The sequence below is a fragment of the Nitratidesulfovibrio sp. SRB-5 genome (assembly GCF_019931275.1).
Lineage (GTDB): Bacteria > Desulfobacterota > Desulfovibrionia > Desulfovibrionales > Desulfovibrionaceae > Cupidesulfovibrio.
In genome coordinates, this window is record NZ_JAIOTY010000001.1 from 123,682 (window position 1) to 141,263 (window position 17,582).

A 17,582-nucleotide genomic window follows, 5' to 3' on the forward strand; every position below is an offset into this window, starting at 1 on the left:
GGTCCGCGCGTGGAGCGGGTGACGACGCAACAATACAGAACGGGCGCTTTCCGGAAGGTTTCCGGAGGGCGCCCGTTGCGTTGCTGGCGGAGCGGCGCGTGTGCGGGGTGCCGCACTGGCCGCGCCGGGCAGTGGAGTGGTCGTGGCGTGCGGCTTACGGCGTGGCCGTGGCGCTTGCGGGGGGTGTTTCCGTGACCGTGGAGACCGGCGGGGCTGGCGAGACTGGCGTGCCTGGCCTGACTGGCAGGGCCGACGTGGTCGGCGTGGCCGGTGTTGCCGGGGCGGCAGCGGCTTCCGGAGTAGTGGTCGCAGGCCGCGTTGCCGTGGCGGTGGAGGGTGTTTCTCCTGCGGCGCCGGTTGTCGCGGTGGCCGCCGTGCTGCCTGCCGCACTCGCCCCGGCCAAGGGAGACCGGGCGGATTGGGCGGCCTCGCGTGGGGCGGTGGGGGCGCGGACCCCGGCGCTTGCTGGCGCGGTGGCGTTGGCCCCCGTGGCCCCGGTGGTTCCGTTTGCGGCGGGCGCGTTCGTGCGCGGCAGGGGCGTGGGGGCCGGTTTGGCGCCGGGAGATACCTTGAGGGATTGCGGAGCTTGGGGTGCCTGGGCAGGCTGGGGAGCCGCCGGAACCGCCGGAACAGGGGGGGCAGGGGCGGCAGAGGTGCCCGTGGAGCCTGTGCCAGCGGTGTCGGCGGGCGCGGGTTGCGCTGCCGGTTTGGCGACTTCCGCATCCGGGGCCGGATTCCTGGAGGGTGCCGTACCGAGGTCACCGTTCTGGTCTCCGGCGGCGGGCACTGCGGGCTTGCCCCCGGCAGCGGAGGCCGGGGTTTTGTCCTGGGCCCCCGTGGCAGTGGCCTCCGTGGCAGTGACCGCCGTGTCGGTGGAGGCAGGAGTGGCGGCGGCGTCCGTGGGAGGCGTGGCGCCCTGCGGCGCGGCGGGGTTCGCGGAGCTTGCGGGCGTGCCCTGCGTGGCGGCCTGGTCTCCCCCCTTGGCGCGTCCGGCCCGCTGGTAGCGGTTCACGGCGCGGTTGTGTTCGTCCAGCGTGGCGCTGAACTGGTGCGAGCCGTCGTTGCGCGACACGAAGTAGAAATAGCTGTGCTTTTCCGGCGTGGTGGCCGCGCGCAACGATTCCAGCCCCGGCGAGCAGATGGGGCCGGGGGGCAGGCCAGGGCGGCGGTAGGTGTTGTACGGATTGGCGGCGTCCTGCAGGTGCGAGCGGCGCAGGTTGCCGTCGAAGGTGTCGCCCAGCCCGTAGATGGTGGTGGGGTCTGCCTGCAACAGCATGCCGGTGCGCAGCCGGTTGGCGTACACCCCGGCCACGCGGCCCCGTTCCGAGGGCTGGCCGGTTTCCTTCTCCACGATGGAGGCCAGGATGATCAGCCGCCGCAACTCGTCGCGGGCCGGGCGGCCATCGGGCCAGACCTGGGCGGCGCGCCGCCAGAAGGTGTCCACCATCCGTCCGGCCACGGCGCGGGCCGATTCCCGGTCGGGCGTGGTGGGCTTCTTGATCAGGTAGGTATCGGGAAACAGGAAGCCCTCCGCCGTGTCGAAGGGGATGCCCCAGTGGCGCAGGAAGGCCGGGTCGGTGATGACCGCGCGGAAGTCCTCCACGGTGACGAAGCCCTCCACCTCCAGCAGGCGGGCGGTTTCCCACCAGGTCAGCCCTTCGCGCAGGGTGATGCGCGACAGCACCGGCTGGCCGTTCACCAGTTGGTCCAGCACCCGGAAGGGCGTCCAGTTGCTGTGCACCAGGAAGCGCCCGGCCTTCAGCGAGGTTTCCCAGCCGTGGTAGTGGGCCAGCAGCTTGAAGCGCCAGTCGCTGGCCACCGCGCCCTTGTCCACCAGTTGCCTGGTCACCCTGTCGAAGGTGGCGCCGGGTTCCACGTCCACGTAAACGTCCGCGCCGGGGGAGGCGGGCGGCGTGTGCAGGAAGCGCCAGGCATCGTACCCCGCGTAGCCGCACGTCAGAAGGACCAGCAACACCAGCGCGGCCAGCGCGCGCAGCAGGATGCGCACCACCGGGTGGCCCGGTGCCGGGCTGGCGGGGGACTGTGCGGATGGTGTGGGTGAGGCGGAGGACGGCATGGAAGTTTCGGGAGCGGACGGAGCAGGTGAAATCGGGGCCGACACCGGGGCTGCCATGGAAGATGCGGATGATGCCGGAGCGGCCACGTCTGCTGCGGTGGCGGCGTGCGCCGGGGGCGTTTCCGTTGCGGTTGCGGAGGCGGTGTCTTCGGATGCCGAGGCAGGGGCGGTGCCGGTCGCGTTCCCGGGGGTTGCGGTGGCGGCGGGTTGCGTGCCCGTAGAGTCCGTGGAGCCCGTGGAATCCTGCGCCGCAGGGGAAGCCGTGAAGATGGCGGAATCGGGGGCCTTCGGGGGCGCGGCGGCTTCGGGGGCAGGTGCTGCCGGAGCGGACGTTGGGGTGTCCGCCGCGTCGCCTGTCGGCGCCGTTGCCGCTGTGCCCGCTACGCCAGTTGTGCCAGTCGCGCCCGTCGTGTCAGGCGTTGCGGGCACGGCGGTACTGTCGTCAGCGGCAGCCTGTTGCGCGGTGTCTGCGGCGATGGGGGCTGCGGGCGTGCGTTCGCCGTCCGGCGGTTGCGGGGTGACGGTAGCGGTTGCCGGGGCTGCACACGTCGCGTCAGAAGACGCGGGCTGCGTGTCCTGCGGTTGTGCGGAGGTATCGGGGGTAATTTCCGGGGATGCTTTGGGGGTATCGCTCATGCGGTGATGCTATCCGGTCAGGCGGGGGTACGCCGCGATTCTGGCAGGTTGAGGAACGATTGCAGGATGCGCACGGCCGCCTGCTGGTCCACCACGGCTTCCAGCGCCCTGCCGTAAAGCCCGGCGTCGCGCAGGTCGTCCTCGGCCTCGTAGGAGCTCAGGAACTCCTCCATGAGGTAGACGGGCAGGGTGGTGCGGCGCTTCAGCCGCTCCACGAAGTTGCGCACCTGCCGGGTGGTCAGGGTGTCCGTGCCGTCGTGCAGCAGCGGCAGCCCCACCACGTAGGCCTCGGCGCGTTCTTCCTCGGCCACGGCCAGCAGTTCGGCAAAGAACCGGTCGCGGGTGGTCATGACGATGGTGCGGCGCGGAAAGGCCATGCTGCCGCCCGTGTCGCTGGCCGCAACGCCGGTGCGCTTCGTTCCGTAATCTATGCCAAGGTACTTCATGGGTGGCCGGATGCTACGCCAGCGGGCGCGGCTGGGCAAGCTGCGGGGTGGTGGAGAGTATCGGGGGAGGGAGGAAGGAACTTTTGAAAAAGTTCCTTCCTCCCTCCCCCGAACCCCCTCCCTTCTTCCTCAAAACTTTTCAACGGTGGGGGGGGGCGGTCAAAGGGAAGGGGCGGTCATGTTCAGAGCGGGATGGCTCCCTCGTCGCGTCAGGGCGTGGTCCCTGTTGAAAAGTTTGAAGGGGTGGAAGGGGTCCGGGGGAGGAGGGGAAACTTTTCAAAGTTTCCCCTCCTCCCCCGGTTCGTTCTTTCAGTCTTTCGTTTTTTCTTACAAGCCGCTGTCGTCCACCACGCGTACGCCGCCCTCATCTTTGGCTTGGTCGGCGGCCTTGCGCAGCAGCTTGCGCCAGTCCGCGCCCTTGGCCAGTTCGGCCAGCCATTCCAGGGTATGCAGCACGGGCCGCTTGTCCTTGAGGGCCAGCATGGTGCGCTTGATGCCCACCTTGCACGAGGGGCAGCCCACGATGACGGGCGCGCCGTCTGCGTAGGTCATGAAGTCCGCCTCAAGGCGCATGCGCTTGCGGGCGCGCAGCTTGTTGTAGATGGCGGGCGAGGTCATGGCGCCCATGCCCGATTCGCCGCAGCAGCCGGGGTTGACGCGGACTTTCGCGCCGGTGAAGGCGGTCACGGCCTGCGCGTAGATGTTGGCGGCCTTGCCCTTGTGCACCCCCACCCATTCCGCGTGGCACGAGGGGTGGTAGAGCACCTCGGTTCCGGCGACGGGCTTTTCCACGCCGGTCAGGGCGTCGGCAGGCAGACGTTCCAGCAGGAACTGCACCATGTCCTTGTGGTGCATGGCCGGGGCATTGCCCTGCGCGGCCAGCAGTTCGTGGCGCTGGATGCCGTCGCGGCACGAGCCGCAGGCGGTGATGACGTGGGTGACGTTCAGCCCCGCCGCGCGCGCCTTGTCCAGCGCAGCCTTGATGGCCTGCACGTTGCGGTCGCGGTTGGTGGCGAAGGCGTTGTCGGCCCCGGCGGACAGCAGCGGATAGCCGCAGCACAGGTGCTGTTCCGGCATGACCACGGCCACGCCGGATTTCAGCATCAGCATCAGACCGGCCAGCCCGATGTTGCGGTAGAACAGCCCCGCGCCGCAGCCGGGGAAGTAGAACACTGCTTCCACAGGTTCGCCGGTGGCCGCCGCGCGCTGTCTGGCGCTGGCGGGCACGAAGATGCCGCCCTTGCCCAGGTGCAGGGTTTCCGCAAGGTTCTTGTAGCCCACTTCCGGGCCGGGACCGGCGAACAGCGGGCTTTCGAAGCGTTCGCGCCACCCGGCGGGCACCAGGCCCACGAAGCGGTTCTGGAACCGCTGGCCCATGGACGCGGCCTTGGCCGCGCGGGGCACGCGCGATGCCGGGTCGGCGGACAGCCATTCCAGCACCTTGCGCTTGATGGGGTGGCCGCCCGCGTTTTCCGATTCCAGAAAGGCGCGCATGGCCAGCGCCACGCCGGACGAATCGATCTTCACTGGGCAGACCGAGGTGCAGCGGCCACAGCCGGTGCAGTGCTCCATCATGGTGCGCAGTTCGCCCAGCAGGAAGGGGTCGGGCCTGCCCTTGTTGACCTGCGAATAGTACACCGCCTCCACCAGCGCGCCGAGGGCGATGTTCTTGTTGCGCGGGTGGTACTGCAGCGACTGTTCCGGGTAGAACATGGGGCAGACCTGCTTGCACTTGCCGCAGCGGGTACAGATCTGCACGTTGGCCAGCAGCGCGATCAGCCGTTCCTTGTCGGGCAGGCCGCTCTGGCGGATGTCCTCGATGAGCCGGTTGAACGAGAAGGTGAACGGGCGCACCGGCAGTTCGCGCTGGGTCAGCTTGGCCGGGTTCAGCACGTTGCGCGGGTCCACGCGCTCCTTGAAGGCGCGCAGGGCGTCCATCTTCTCCTTGCGCAGGAAGGCGATCTTGGTGATGCCGATGCCGTGCTCGCCGGAAACCTCGCCGCCCACTTCCTGGGCTTTCGCCATGACGCGGTGGGCCACCTGCTCGGCATTGTGCAGCATGACCGGGTCGTTGGAGTTGACCGGGATGTTGACGTGGCAGTTGCCGTCGCCCGCGTGCATGTGGCTGGCCACCTCGATGCGGGTGGCCTGCATGTGGTCCTTGATGCGCTCTATCTTGCGGGCCAGGTTGGGGTGCGCGTTGGCCAGTTCGCCCAGGAATACCACGGCGCGGATCTGCATTTCCTCGTCCGAGATGTCCTTGGCCGAAACCTCGCCCTTGGCCACCTTGGAGGCGTAGGTGAACTCGCGGTTGAACTCCCTGTCGTCCAGCGGCATGCCCGCCAGGCGTCCCGCCTCTTGCAGGGCCGAGCGGTAGGCGGCGGCCGCGCATTCCAGGTTCACCTGTTCGAGAAAATCGGCGAACTCGGGCACCCCGTCGATGGGAATGACCACGTCCTCGTTGATCTTGAAGCCGGAGGTGCGGCGGGCGATGGCGGACAGCTTGTGGCGGTCCTCCCAGAAGACTTCCGCCTCCTTCTCGTCGCGCGCGGCGAAGATGTCCGCCCCGTCGTAGGGGTTCACGATGTCCAGGATCTGGTGCACGGCGCGGTCCAGATGGAACTCGTCGTCGCCGTCCAGCTGCACGATGAGCACCGAGATGGGGTCGCCCTCGTAGTCCGTGGACTTTTTCTTGTATTCTATGGCCTTGACGTACTTGGAGTTGAATTCCTCCAGGGCCGAGATCTTCACGTGGTCGCCTTCGCGGCGGATGGTGTCGCGGTAGCCCACCACGTCCTTGATGACCTGCATGGCGCTGTTCATGGAACGCCCGAAGAATTCCAGCACCAGCACGCGCTGGTGGGTGGGCTTCTTGTGCAGCACGAAGCAGGCCTCGACGATGATGCCGTCAACGCCTTCCTTCTGCATGCCGGGCAGGCCGCCCAGGGTCTTGTTGGTCACGTCTTTGCCAAGGCCGGGCAGGCGGATTTCGTCGCCGCGCAGGGACACCACGTTGCGCACGCCGCCGCTCAGGTCGCGGATTTCGAAGGTGGCCGTCTCGCCGGGCATGATCTTGTGGCGCGGGTGGTTCACCCGGGCCACGTCGATGATCTCGCCGGTGGGGGTGACCATGCGCCACGAGAGCAGGTTGTCGAGGGTGGTGCCGTATTCGAAGGCAAACGGGCCGCCCGCGTTTTCGGCAATGTTGCCCCCGATGGACGAGGCCAGCTTGGAGGCCGGGTCCACGGTGAACAGCAGGCCCTTCCTGCCCGCCGCGACGATGGCATCGTTGGTGATGACGCCCGCCTCGCAGCACAGCACCCTGTTCTGCTCGTCGATGCTGACGATGCGGGTAAGGCGGCCAAGGCTGAGGATCACCGTGCGCTTGCGGGCGGGCACGGCGCCGCCGGTCAGGCCGGAGCCGCCGCCGCGCGGGATGATGGCGAACTTCAGCTCGTTGGCCAGCTTGACCACGGCGCTGACCTGTTCGGCAGACGCGGGGCTGACCACCAGCATGGGCAGTTCCATGCGCAGGTCGGTGGCGTCGGTGGAGTTTTCCACCAGCGCGCCGGGGCGGGTGTCGATGCACTCGCGCGGCATGACGGCGGCCATGCGTTTCACCAGCTCGTCGCGGTAGGCCACCTCGGCCTCGTGCGCGCTCCAGAACATGGTGATGCCTTCGCCGATGCTGGTGGCGTAATGGTGGGCCAGTGCCGCCTTTTCGCCCTCGAAACGCGCGCGAACGCTCGCTTTCACCGTTTCCGCGTCGATGAACGGGTTGTACACGACGAGAAACAGTTCTTCCGCGATTTCGATGGCGAGATGACGTACGGATTCCGGCCAGTCCTCGAACTCGTCGAGGTTGATGCGCAGAATGCGGTTTACGACGAAATCTGCGGAGATGGAGATGTGCGGGCCTTTATGGGGCATGGGCGGGCTCTCTCTCGGGTTGCGGTGAGAGGAAGCCGCTGACTATAGGCGCGCGCGGCCCGGTTGGCAAGTTGAGTGAGCGCACGATGTTTTGGCGGGGGCGGTACCGCCATGGTCGGGAGCGGGCGGGGCTGCCTGTCGGAGCGCCCATCGGAAAAAAATATGCGCGGGCTGATGCGCCGTGGCGGCTTAGGGTCAAGGGGGTGATGCTATGACTACACCAAAAAACTCTGTTGTGTGGCGAAGTGTTGTCTGTAGTTTGTGCGTGCGAACAGCATGACAGGACTGTGCAATACTGTCCGCATTAACTGTAAGATCAATCAATTGATTGTAATTGACACATTTCCCTGTTTGGTGTGTAGCGTGGTGCATGCTTCCAGAAAGGAGGACTGCCATGCCGCACGCACTGCCACGCGCCGATGTCATGGGACGCCTTGCCGCGGACAACCCGTGGTGGGCCGACGAGACCGCCCGCCCCTTCGCGGCGGACCTGCCGCAGCGCGACCACTTTGCGCCGTTTTTCGAGCTTGCCGCAGACTGTGCCCTGCACCGGGCCGTGGTGCTGATGGGGCCGCGTCGGGTGGGCAAGACGGTGCTGCTGCACCAGGTGGTTGATACCCTGTTGCAGCAGGGGGCCGAACGCCGCCAGATCCTGTTCGCCACCTTGGACGCCCCGGCCTACACCGGCATGGAACTGGCCGACTTCGTGGAACTGGCCGCCGAAATGGCGGGGCTGGACCCCAATCGCCCCGGCTGGGTCATCTTTGACGAAATCCAGTACATGGCCGACTGGGAGCGCGGGCTGGACACCCTTGCCGCCCGCTGGCCCGCGTTGCGCTGCACGGTGTGCGGTTCCGCCGCGCCCGCCCTGCGCCGCATGGGCGATGCCGAGGCGGCGGGGCGCTTTGCTGTGTACATGCTGCCGCCGCTGTCCTTTGCGGAGTTCCTGCGACTGTCGGGCGGGCAGCGCCGCGACATGAAGCAGCTGTTCACGCCCGAACGCATGGACGAGCTGAACGAACTGCTGGTGCGGTACATGAATTTTGGCGGCTACCCGGAAGCCGTGGTGTCCGAGCGGGTGCGCGCGGACATGGCGCGCTTCCTGCGCAGCGAGATTATCGACCGGGTGCTGTGCAGCGACATGCCCGGCCTGTACGGCATCTCGGACGTGCAGGAGCTGAACCGCCTGCTGGCCGTGCTGGCCCTGAACAGCGGGCGCGAGGTGACCCTGGAGGATCTGCGCGGCGAATCGGGCATCGCGGTGAACACCCTGAAGCGCTACCTCGACTATCTGGAAGCGGCCTTCCTGGTGGTGCGGCTGCGGCGCATCGACGATGCGGGCCGCCGCTTCCGGCGCGACCGCAGCTTCAAGGTGTACCTGGCCAACCCCTCCATGCGCACGGCGCTGTTCGCGCCCATCACCGGCCCGGACGACCCCGGCCTGCAACCGCTGCTGGAAACCGCCGTGGTGGGGCAGCTCTTGTGCAGCCCGGCCCTGTCCCGCAACACCTGCTACGCCCGCTGGGACGGCGGCGAGGTGGCTCTGGTGGGTCTGCACCCGGTGCACGGCAAGCCGGTGCTGGCCTTCGACATCCGCTGGAGCGACGAAGGCATCGCCCCCGGCCAGAAGAACGGCAATGGCCGCTGCGGCGCACCTGCGGAGCCTGCCGTGACCACCCGCGCCGCGCGCAAGGCGGCGGGCAACGGCAACGGAGCGCAGCTGCGGCCCCTGTTCGAGTTTGCCCGGCGGCACAATGTGCGCAAGTCGTACGTGACCACCCGCACCACCTTCACGGTGGGGGTGCAGGGCGACACGGAATTTTCGTACCTGCCCGCGGGCATGCTGGCGTTCACCTTGTCCAGCCAGGCGGCGGAGCGGATTTTCGCCAAGCTGGTGACGGCGGACTGCGGGTAGGGCACGGAGACGGGCAGAGAAAAATCCCGGGAAAGGGACAGGCAGGAGTGGAGCAGGAGTGCCCCCCCGCCTCACGGTAGTTGTGGGGCGGCGGCGGGACGAAAGCACGAGTACGGGGCGGTGCGCTGGTGGTGGAGCTTCTGTGGGGAAGCGGCACCGCAGGCGCACCGCCCGCTTTTTTTGGGGGGAAAGGGGACGATCGCTGGCGATGGCGCTGCGGGGTTACCCCCGCCCGGCCAGCACCCGGCGCGCCCAGGCGGCCTGCCCCAGCGAGATGCAGCCATCGCCGGGGGGCAGTTCCGCGTGGGTCAGCACGGTCAGCCCGCGCGCGGCAAGGGCCTGCGGCAGGTGCACGGACAGGGTGAGGTTCTGCATGGCCCCGCCGGACAGGGCCACCACGGGCACGTCCATCACCCCGGCCACGGCGGCGGCCATGTCGGCAAGGCCCGCCACCAGCCCGGCATGGAAGCGGCGCGCTACCTCTCCGGGCGGGGTGCCGCGCGCCCAGTCGTCGTGCACGGCGCGGAACAGCGCGTGCGTGTCCAGCACCAGCGTGTCGCTGCCGTCACGCGCTCCGCGCAGGGGGCAGGGGTAGGCGTGGGTGAAGAAGGCGTCGTGGCTGCCGCCGCATGGTGATGCGGCGTCCTGCGCGTGTTCCAGCCGGATGGCCGCCTGCCCTTCGTAGGTGACGGTGGTGCACAGCCCCAGCAGGGCGGACACGGCGTCGAACAGCCGTCCGCAGCTGGAGGTGAGCGGGGTGTTCACCCCGCGTTCCAGCAGGCGCGGCAGCAGGGCGGCGGCCTGGGCGTGGTCGCGCAGCCACGGCCACGGCCACGGACGCGCGCCGTCCGTGGCGGGTTCGCGCAGGCCCAGGTGCCACAGCAGCCCCTGCGCGATGCGCCACGGCTCGCGGATGGCGGCCTCGCCCCCCGGCAGGGGGATGCGGGCCAGCCGCCCCAGCCGCTGGTGGTCCAGCGCCACGTTGTCCACGTACAGCAGTTCGCCCCCCCACACCGTGCCGTCGTCGCCGTGGCCGGTGCCGTCAAGGGCCAGCCCCAGGGCCGGGCCGTCGTGCCGGTTTTCGGCCAGCACGGCGTGGATGTGCGCGAAGTGGTGTTGCAGGGTCAGCACGGGCAGGCCGCTCTGTTCCGCTTCTGCCGTGGTCATGTAGTCGGGGTGCAGGTCGCGCACCACGGCCTGCGGCGTCACTTGCAGGATGCGCGGCAGGTGCGCGGCGATTTCGCGGTGAAAGCCCAGGGTTTCCAGGTTGTGCATGTCGCCGATGTGCTGGCTGACAAAGGCCTTGTCGCCCCGGGTGACGCACAGGGTGTTCTTGAGCTCCGGCCCCATGGCCAGCACGCACGGGCCGTCGCCCTCCAGGAACACAGGCCGGGGGGTGAAGCCGCGCGCCCGGCGCAGGAACTGCGGCGCGCCGGTGGCCGGGTTGACCCGCGTGACCGAGTCGTCGGTGCGGATCAGGATGTCGCGGTCATGCAACAGGAATACGTCGGCAATGGACGACAGGCGGCGCAGCGCCTCGCGGTTGCCGAGGCAGATGGGCTCGCCCCCCGCGTTGCCAGATGTCATCACCAGCGCGGGCACGCGGCCTTCCGGCAGCAGCGCGCCGTACAGGCGCAGCAGCACGTGGTGCAGGGGCGTGTAGGGCAGCATCACCCCCACGAAGGGCGTGTCCGGCGAGATGAGGGGCGAAATGAGGGGCGAGATGGGTGGCGGGGTGCGGGGCGCATCGGGATCGAGGGCCAGCGGGCTGCCGTCGCCGGGCCGGGCCACGCCGTGCATGCCGCCCGCCAGCCCGTCCAGCGCCCGGCACAGCACGATGGGCCGTTCGCGCCCGGCCAGCAGGGCCTCTTCTTCCGGCGAAACGTGCACGATGCGCCGGGCGGCGGCAAGGTTCGGCACCATGATGGCCAGCGGCTTGTGGGGCCGGTGCTTGCGGCGGCGCAGTTCGCCCACGGCGGCATCGCTGGCCGCGTCGCAGGCCAGATGGAACCCGCCCAGCCCCTTCACGGCGGCGATGCGGCCCGCGGCCAGCGCCGTTGCCAGCGCCTGGATGGCCGGGGTGCCCGTGGGACGGCCCGCGCCATGATCGGAGGCGGGTGCGCAGCCGGGTTCGTCTCCGCGTCCGGAGCCGGGCGCGGCGTCATATCCCGTGTCCGCCGCCGGGCCGTCGGGCGCGCCGTCCACATACCACACGCGCGGCCCGCATACCGGGCAGGCGTTGGGCTGGGCGTGAAAGCGCCGGTCCAGCGGGTTTTCATACTCCGCCGCGCATGCCGGGCACAGCGGAAAGCAGGCCATGGAGGTCTTGTCGCGGTCGTAGGGGATGAACCGGGTGATGGTGTAGCGCGGCCCGCAGTTGGTGCAGTTGGTGAAGGGGTACAGGTGGCGGCGGTTGGCCGGGTCGTTCATGTCGGCCAGGCAGTCGTCGCAGGTGGCCACGTCGGCGCTGATGAGCACCTCGTGCCCCGCCCCCCCGTCGCCGCTGGCGACTATGCGGAATCCCTCCTCGCCATCCACCACGGGGATGTCCTGCTGCGTGCACGACACCACCCGCGCCAGGGGCGGCAGCTTGTGGGCCAGGTCGTGCCCGAAGCCGTCAACGCATGCCGCAGGCCCCTGTACCTCTATGAACACCCCGGCGGCGGTGTTGCTGACCGTGCCGGTCAGCGCATGGTCGGCGGCGATGCGGTACACGAAGGGGCGAAACCCCACCCCTTGGACCTGTCCGGACACGGTGAACTTGCGGCGCACGAGATCGTCTGGCATGCGGCGACCATAGCGGAAGACCAGCGGCGTGAAAAGGCATGCGGCGGCAGGGGACGCCATGGCCCGCAACGCCCCGCTGCGGCGTGCCGCGTGCCATGACGGGGCGTTGCCTGTGCCGCTCCTGCCGTCCGCTGACGCCTGAGTCCGCTGCGGTATGCGCCCGCATGAGCCGGTTGTCATGAAGGCGACGCTCTTATAAAGTGTCGCGGCGGTCGCACTGCGCAGGATGAGTCCGAGCGCCTTGCGGCAGCGGCCAGCGCAATTGCGGGGTATGCGGCGCGGCAGATACACGGCTGCCATGCAACCGGGGCACAACGGCGTGCGGTTGTTCGCGCGCCCAGTCGGGGGTATTTTCCTTGTACAGCGTGCGCCGGTCGGCTAAGTAGAACGATTCCCACTGCATTTCTCCGCCGCAACCTGATCGCAAACTGGGAGCAACCCGGGAGCAACCGGGGAGTAACCGGGCCCAGACAGGCCCATACAGGCCCAGACGGGTGCGGACCGGCGGCGGGGGGGCACAATCAATCCGCTTCAAGGAGGAGCCATGGGCGCTGACAAGCTTGGCGCGCGCGTGCGCAAGTACAGGGAAGACCGCAGCCTGAGCCGCGAGGAACTCGCGGACGCCGCCGGTCTCAAGACGGAATTCATCGCCGCCCTCGAGGACGACAACCTGTATCCGTCCATCGGACCGCTACAGAAGCTCGCCCGCGCCCTGAACGTACGCCTTGGCACCTTCATGGACGACGCGGTGAGCCGCGACCCCATCGTGAGCCGCCAGGGCGACCGCGAGGCGGACCTGACCATGCAGAAGGCGCGCAACAAGTGCGCGGCCTTCCGCTTCCACTCGCTGGGCAAGGGCAAGAGCGACCGGAACATGGAGCCGTTCTTCATCGAGATATGTCCGGAGCCCGTGGAGGACCGCAAGCTGTCCTCGCACCAGGGCGAGGAGTTCATCCTGGTGAACAAGGGTTCCATCCGCGTGGTGTACGGCAAGGAAGAGCACCTGCTCGGCCCGGGCGACAGCATCTACTACAACTCCATCGTGCCCCACTACGTGGGCGCCGAAGGGGATGCCCCGGCAGAAATCTACGCCGTCATCTACTATCCCTAGGAGTGGAAGGGGCATGGACGAATTCGCAGTGCGCGAACGGACCCTTGGCCAGATACTGGACGAGACCGTCGCCAAATATCCGGACAACGACGCGGTCATCTACGTGGACCGCGACTACAGGCAGACCTACCGGCAGTTCTCGCAGGTGGTGGACGACCTGGCCAAGGGGCTGATGGCCCTTGGCGTGCGGCATGGCGAAAAGGTGGCCGTGTGGGCCACCAACGTGCCCTACTGGGTGGCGTTGCAGTTCGCCACGGCCAAGATGGGCGCCATCCTGCTCACGGTGAACACCAACTACCGCGAGCACGAAATCCGCTACCTGCTCACCCAGTCGGAGTGCGAGAACCTGTTCATCATCGACGGGTTCCGCGACCACGACTACGTGCAGACCATCTACAACATGATCCCGGAACTGAAGACGCAGCCGCGCGGGCAGTTGCGCTGCCCCTCGCTGCCGCACCTGAAGCGGGTCATGTTTCTGGGCGCGGAAAAGCACCGCGGCATGTATTCCGTGCCGGAGATCATCAGCATGTCGGCCATGGTCTCGGACGAGGAATACGCCGAGCGCCAGCGCGCGCTGGACCCGCACGACGTGGTGAACATGCAGTACACCTCGGGCACCACCGGGTTTCCCAAGGGGGTCATGCTCACCCACGTGAACATCGGCAACAACGGGTACTGGATCGGCAAGAACCAGCACTTCACCGAAAAGGACCGCGTGTGCCTGCCGGTGCCGCTGTTCCACTGCTTCGGCTGCGTGCTGGGGGTGCTGGCCGCCATCAACCACGGGGCCGCGCTGGTGATCCTGGAGAGCTTCAGCCCCATGCACGTCATGGCGTCCGTGGACCAGGAAAAGTGCACCGCCCTGTACGGGGTGCCCACCATGTTCCTGGCCGTGCTGGAGCACAAGCTGTTCGAGCGCTTCGACTTCAGTTCGCTGCGCACCGGCATCATGGCCGGTTCCGTCTGCCCGGAACCACTGATGCGCCGGGTGGTCGAAAAGATGTTCATGCGCGAGATCACCATCTGCTACGGCCTGACCGAAGGTTCGCCGGTGATGACCCAGAGCCTGGTCACCGACCCCTTCGAACGCCGCGTGCAGACCGTGGGCCGGGCCATGCCGTGCATCGAGGTGCGCATCGTGGACCCGGACACCAACGAGGAAGTGGAGCGCGGCACCCAGGGCGAGGTGGTCTGCCGGGGCTACAACGTGATGAAGGGCTACTACAACATGCCCGAAGCCACGACTGCCGCCATCGACGCCGATGGCTGGCTGCATTCCGGCGACCTTGGCGTCATGGACGAGGAAGGCTACGTGGTCATCACCGGCCGCATCAAGGACATGATCATCCGGGGCGGCGAGAACATCTACCCCCGCGAGATCGAGGAGTTCCTGTACGGCATGGACGGCGTGCAGGACGTGCAGGTGGTGGGCGTGAACAGCCGCAAGTACGGCGAGGAAGTGGGGGCGTTCATCATTCCCAAGCCCGGGGTGGAGATGGCGCCGGAAGATGTGCGCGACTACTGCCGTGGGCGCATCGCCTGGCACAAGGTGCCGCGCTACATCAGCTTCATCGACGCCTATCCCATGACCGCCAGCGGCAAGATCCAGAAGTTCAAGCTGCGCGAGATGGCGGCGGATCTGTTTCCCGAGGCCATGAAATAGCCTGGAAGGGCCTTTCCGTCCGCTGGCTGCGGCGTAACGTGGCCGGACGTCGGGCGGAAACATTCCGTACGGGTCGACTGCGCCCCCGAAGCCCGGCTTCGGGGGCGTTTTGCGTGCGCTTGCTTTCCGCTGCGGTTCCGCGCAGAATGAAAGTGACCTGAAGTGTCTGCCCTGTCGGGCCTGCCTGTGCGCGCGGGATGTTCCCCGTGCTTCGGCATGGCCGGAGCAGGGCATGGCTGATCACGCAATGCCACAGAGCATGAAGGAACGCGCATGTCGCTGGAAGCGGACGTACTCGTAGCCGGTGCCGGGTTTGCCGGTCTGCGCGCCGCCATGGCCGCCGCCGTCGCGGGGCGCGGCCTGCGCGTCATCGTGCTGGCCCCGCATGAAGGGCCGGGCGGCTCGTCCTTTGCGGGGCATGCGGGCTCGCTGGGCGTGCTGGCCCCTGCCGACGACGAGGAGCGCGACGCCATCCTGGAGCGTGCCCTGTCCATCGCCCATCCCGGCACGGCGGACCCGGCGCTGGTGCGCCTGCTGCTGGAACAGGGCGAACCCCGCCTGCGCGAATTGGAGCAGTGGGGCGTGCCGCTGGCCACCGGGCCGGGCGGCGCGCGGCTGCGCCGCAGCGCGTGCTTTTTTCCGGAAATGGCCGTGGCCGGGGTTATCCCCGACTGTGCGGCGGCCCACGCAGCCATGCTGCGCGTGGCCTTGGCCGCCGGGGTCGAGGTGCTGTCGGGTTTTACCCTGGCCGCGCTGGGCGTGGAGGGCGGTCCACCCGGCAGCGCGCTGTGTCTGGACCGGGCCGGCAACGTGCTGCCGGTGCGCGCCCGGTCCGTGGTGCTGGCCGTGGGCGGTCCCGCCGCCCTGTTCGTCAACGACGTCTCCGGCGCCGGGCAGACCGGCACGGGGCTGGGCTTTGCCCGAGGCTGCGGCGCCCGCACCGGCAACGCCTCGTTTCTCCAGTTCCTGTGGTACGAAGGGGGGCAGCCCTTCCCCTTCCTGCCCGAGCGGGCGCATGAACTGGAAGTGGCCGGACTGGACGGCGTGCCCGCCGCCCTGCCGCGCGAACTTCGCCCCCATGTGGCCAGCCGGGCCACCCATGCCCCGTGGGGCTGGGGCATGCCCGATGCAGCGCTGGACGCCTGGCTGCTGGCCCGCATGACCCCGGCGGGGGTGGTGCCGGTGCGCTACCATGGCGAACGCGAGCCGCGCCTGCTGTCGCTCATGGCGCAGGCGGGCAACGGCGGGGCGCTCATCGACGCGGACGGGCGCACCTCGGTTGCGGGGCTGTTCGCCTGTGGCGAATGCGCCACCGGCATGCACGGGGCCAACCGCATCGGCGGGGCCATGGTGCTGGCCGCCCATGTCTTCGGGCACCGGGCGGGCATTGCGGCGGCCCTGCATGCCCATTCCGCGCTGTTACCCCCGCCGCCCACCGCGCCCGATGCGGCGGAGCGCCAGTCTGCCCACCATCCGCTGCGCCTGCGCGAGGCCATGCAGCGCCACTGTCTGCCGGGCATGCCCGGAGAGGCGTTGCAGGCCGCACGCCCCGGCGCGGTGGGGCCTGCAGGCCCCGAACGGCAGCAGCAGGACCTGGAGTTGTTCACGGAGCGGCTGAAGGCGCTGTTGCTGCTGCCTGCCGTGGATATGCTGGACCGTGCCCGCGTTCTTTCCTGCCTGACCGTGGCCGAACATCGCCTGCGCCGTCTGCGCGCAGAGCGCGAGGCCGTGTCCCCCGCCCCGGCGGCGTAGCCCCCCGCCGCATTCCCCTGGTGTCGGGGCGGGGCTGTCCCGGTGCCCGTTCCGCTGTTCATCCCCTGCGGCCCGGATCATGGCGCGTGTGCGCATGTTGTGCGGTTGCGCACGAACGCCACCGGCGTCCCGGCTGCGCACGAACGCCACCGGCGTCACGGTTCTATACGGACGCCACCAGCGCCCCGGTGCACCGTGATGTCGTCTTGCATTGCCAGAGCGAAGCACACCGAACAGGATCAGGCAGCCCGGTCGAACAGGACCGGCGGAACAGTATCGACCGGGCAGGATTGGCCGAACAGGAGCGGCCGGACATGAGGGACCGGACAGGGCTGGCAGGCTGCCACTGGCGCGCCGCGCGCAAAAGAAGAAGGCCGCCCCCGCGAACGGGAACGGCCTTGAAATCAGGCGGAAACAAAACTTACTTGATGATCTTGAACTCGCCGCGGCGGTTCTTGGACCAAGCAGCTTCGTTGTGACCTTCCACGGCGGGGCGTTCTTCGCCGTAGCTGATCATTTCCAGCTGACCGGCGTTCACGCCGGACATCACCAGGTACTCGTAGGCGGCGCGAGCGCGACGTTCGCCGAGGGCCAGGTTGTATTCCTGGGTACCACGTTCGTCGCAGTGGCCTTCCACCAGCACGCGGATGGAGGGGAACTTCTTCAGCACGTCGGCCTTCTGCTTCAGCACTTCCTTGGATTCGGCCTTCAGGTCGAACTTGTCGAAGTCGAAGTAGACTTTGGCGTCGGTGATGATCTGCTGGGCCCGGGCAAGGGCTTCCAGCTGAGCACGACGGGCCGAATCGTCTTCGGCGGCCATGGGGGCGCCGGCGGATTCGGGGGTGGCGGCGACCTGCTTCTTGGCGCAGCCAAAGCCGGTGGCGAGGACAAGGGCCAGAGTCAGGACAAGCCCAAAGCGCTTTGCGGTGTTCATGTGATTCCTCCTAGACAGCTCTTCGCTCCAATAGAATTATGCAGAGAACGGTTCCTTTCCTTTATCCCTTTCCGTCGGCTTCGGCCGCAACCCTAACACCCCCGGAATGGGACAGCAGTAATGGTATCTCTACGCCGTTTTTTGTCAAGATGGGGGATTGCGGTATCTCCACTTTCCCCCACGATTTTTTCAGTTTCTACCGCCCTGGAGGGAGGGTGTGCCCCCTTCCTGACGTTCCACGATGGCGTGTGCGGTCGGAACGCGTGAAACTTGTCCCCCTGACGGCGGATTTTCCACGCGGGCGGGATCGCCCCTCTTCGCCCCTTTC

Annotated in this window: 9 protein-coding genes; 4 read left to right on the top strand and 5 right to left on the bottom strand. The window is 68.3% G+C overall.

Going from position 1 to position 17,582, the window contains the following annotated elements; translation table 11 throughout:
• Positions 1 to 154: 154 nt before the first annotated feature.
• The 3 genes from mltG to K6142_RS00460 all read right to left on the bottom strand — a co-directional run bounded on the left by mltG (position 155) and on the right by K6142_RS00460 (position 7,089).
• Positions 155 to 2,077 carry an endolytic transglycosylase MltG gene (gene mltG, locus K6142_RS00450; protein ID WP_223380705.1) on the bottom strand — a complete coding sequence of 641 codons (1,923 nt, stop codon included), beginning with the start codon at positions 2,075 to 2,077 and terminating at the stop codon, positions 155 to 157.
• Between the two features lie 653 nt (positions 2,078 to 2,730).
• Complete coding sequence (gene ruvX, locus K6142_RS00455) at positions 2,731 to 3,159, bottom strand: Holliday junction resolvase RuvX (protein WP_190245895.1); 429 nt, start codon at positions 3,157 to 3,159, stop codon at positions 2,731 to 2,733.
• A 327-nt stretch (positions 3,160 to 3,486) separates the two neighbouring features.
• The gene (locus K6142_RS00460) at positions 3,487 to 7,089 is read right to left on the bottom strand and encodes an FAD-binding and (Fe-S)-binding domain-containing protein (RefSeq protein ID WP_190245894.1); all 3,603 of its coding nucleotides are present in this window, start codon (positions 7,087 to 7,089) and stop codon (positions 3,487 to 3,489) included.
• 394 nt (positions 7,090 to 7,483) lie between these two features.
• Between K6142_RS00460 and K6142_RS00465 the strand changes: the two genes are divergently transcribed.
• Complete coding sequence (locus K6142_RS00465; protein WP_190245893.1) at positions 7,484 to 9,004, top strand: ATP-binding protein; 1,521 nt, start codon at positions 7,484 to 7,486, stop codon at positions 9,002 to 9,004.
• A 222-nt stretch (positions 9,005 to 9,226) separates the two neighbouring features.
• On the opposite strand, the gene K6142_RS00470 is transcribed toward K6142_RS00465, so the two are convergent.
• The gene (locus K6142_RS00470; protein WP_223380706.1) at positions 9,227 to 11,791 is read right to left on the bottom strand and encodes a carbamoyltransferase HypF; all 2,565 of its coding nucleotides are present in this window, start codon (positions 11,789 to 11,791) and stop codon (positions 9,227 to 9,229) included.
• Positions 11,792 to 12,335: 544 nt separating this feature from the next.
• On the opposite strand from K6142_RS00470, the gene K6142_RS00475 reads away from it, so the two are divergent.
• The 3 genes from K6142_RS00475 (at position 12,336) to K6142_RS00485 (ending at position 16,320) form a co-directional block, all read left to right on the top strand.
• Complete coding sequence (locus K6142_RS00475; RefSeq protein WP_015945990.1) at positions 12,336 to 12,902, top strand: helix-turn-helix domain-containing protein; 567 nt, start codon at positions 12,336 to 12,338, stop codon at positions 12,900 to 12,902.
• A 13-nt stretch (positions 12,903 to 12,915) separates the two neighbouring features.
• A complete protein-coding gene (locus K6142_RS00480; RefSeq protein WP_190244947.1) occupies positions 12,916 to 14,568 on the top strand; it encodes an AMP-binding protein in 1,653 nt (550 codons plus the stop codon).
• Positions 14,569 to 14,841: 273 nt separating this feature from the next.
• Positions 14,842 to 16,320, top strand: a complete 1,479-nt coding sequence (locus K6142_RS00485; RefSeq protein ID WP_190244946.1) for an FAD-binding protein — start codon at positions 14,842 to 14,844, stop codon at positions 16,318 to 16,320.
• A gap of 421 nt (positions 16,321 to 16,741) precedes the next feature.
• On the opposite strand, the gene pal is transcribed toward K6142_RS00485, so the two are convergent.
• The gene (gene pal / locus K6142_RS00490) at positions 16,742 to 17,254 is read right to left on the bottom strand and encodes a peptidoglycan-associated lipoprotein Pal (protein ID WP_015945993.1); all 513 of its coding nucleotides are present in this window, start codon (positions 17,252 to 17,254) and stop codon (positions 16,742 to 16,744) included.
• Between the last annotated feature and the right edge of the window lie 328 nt (positions 17,255 to 17,582).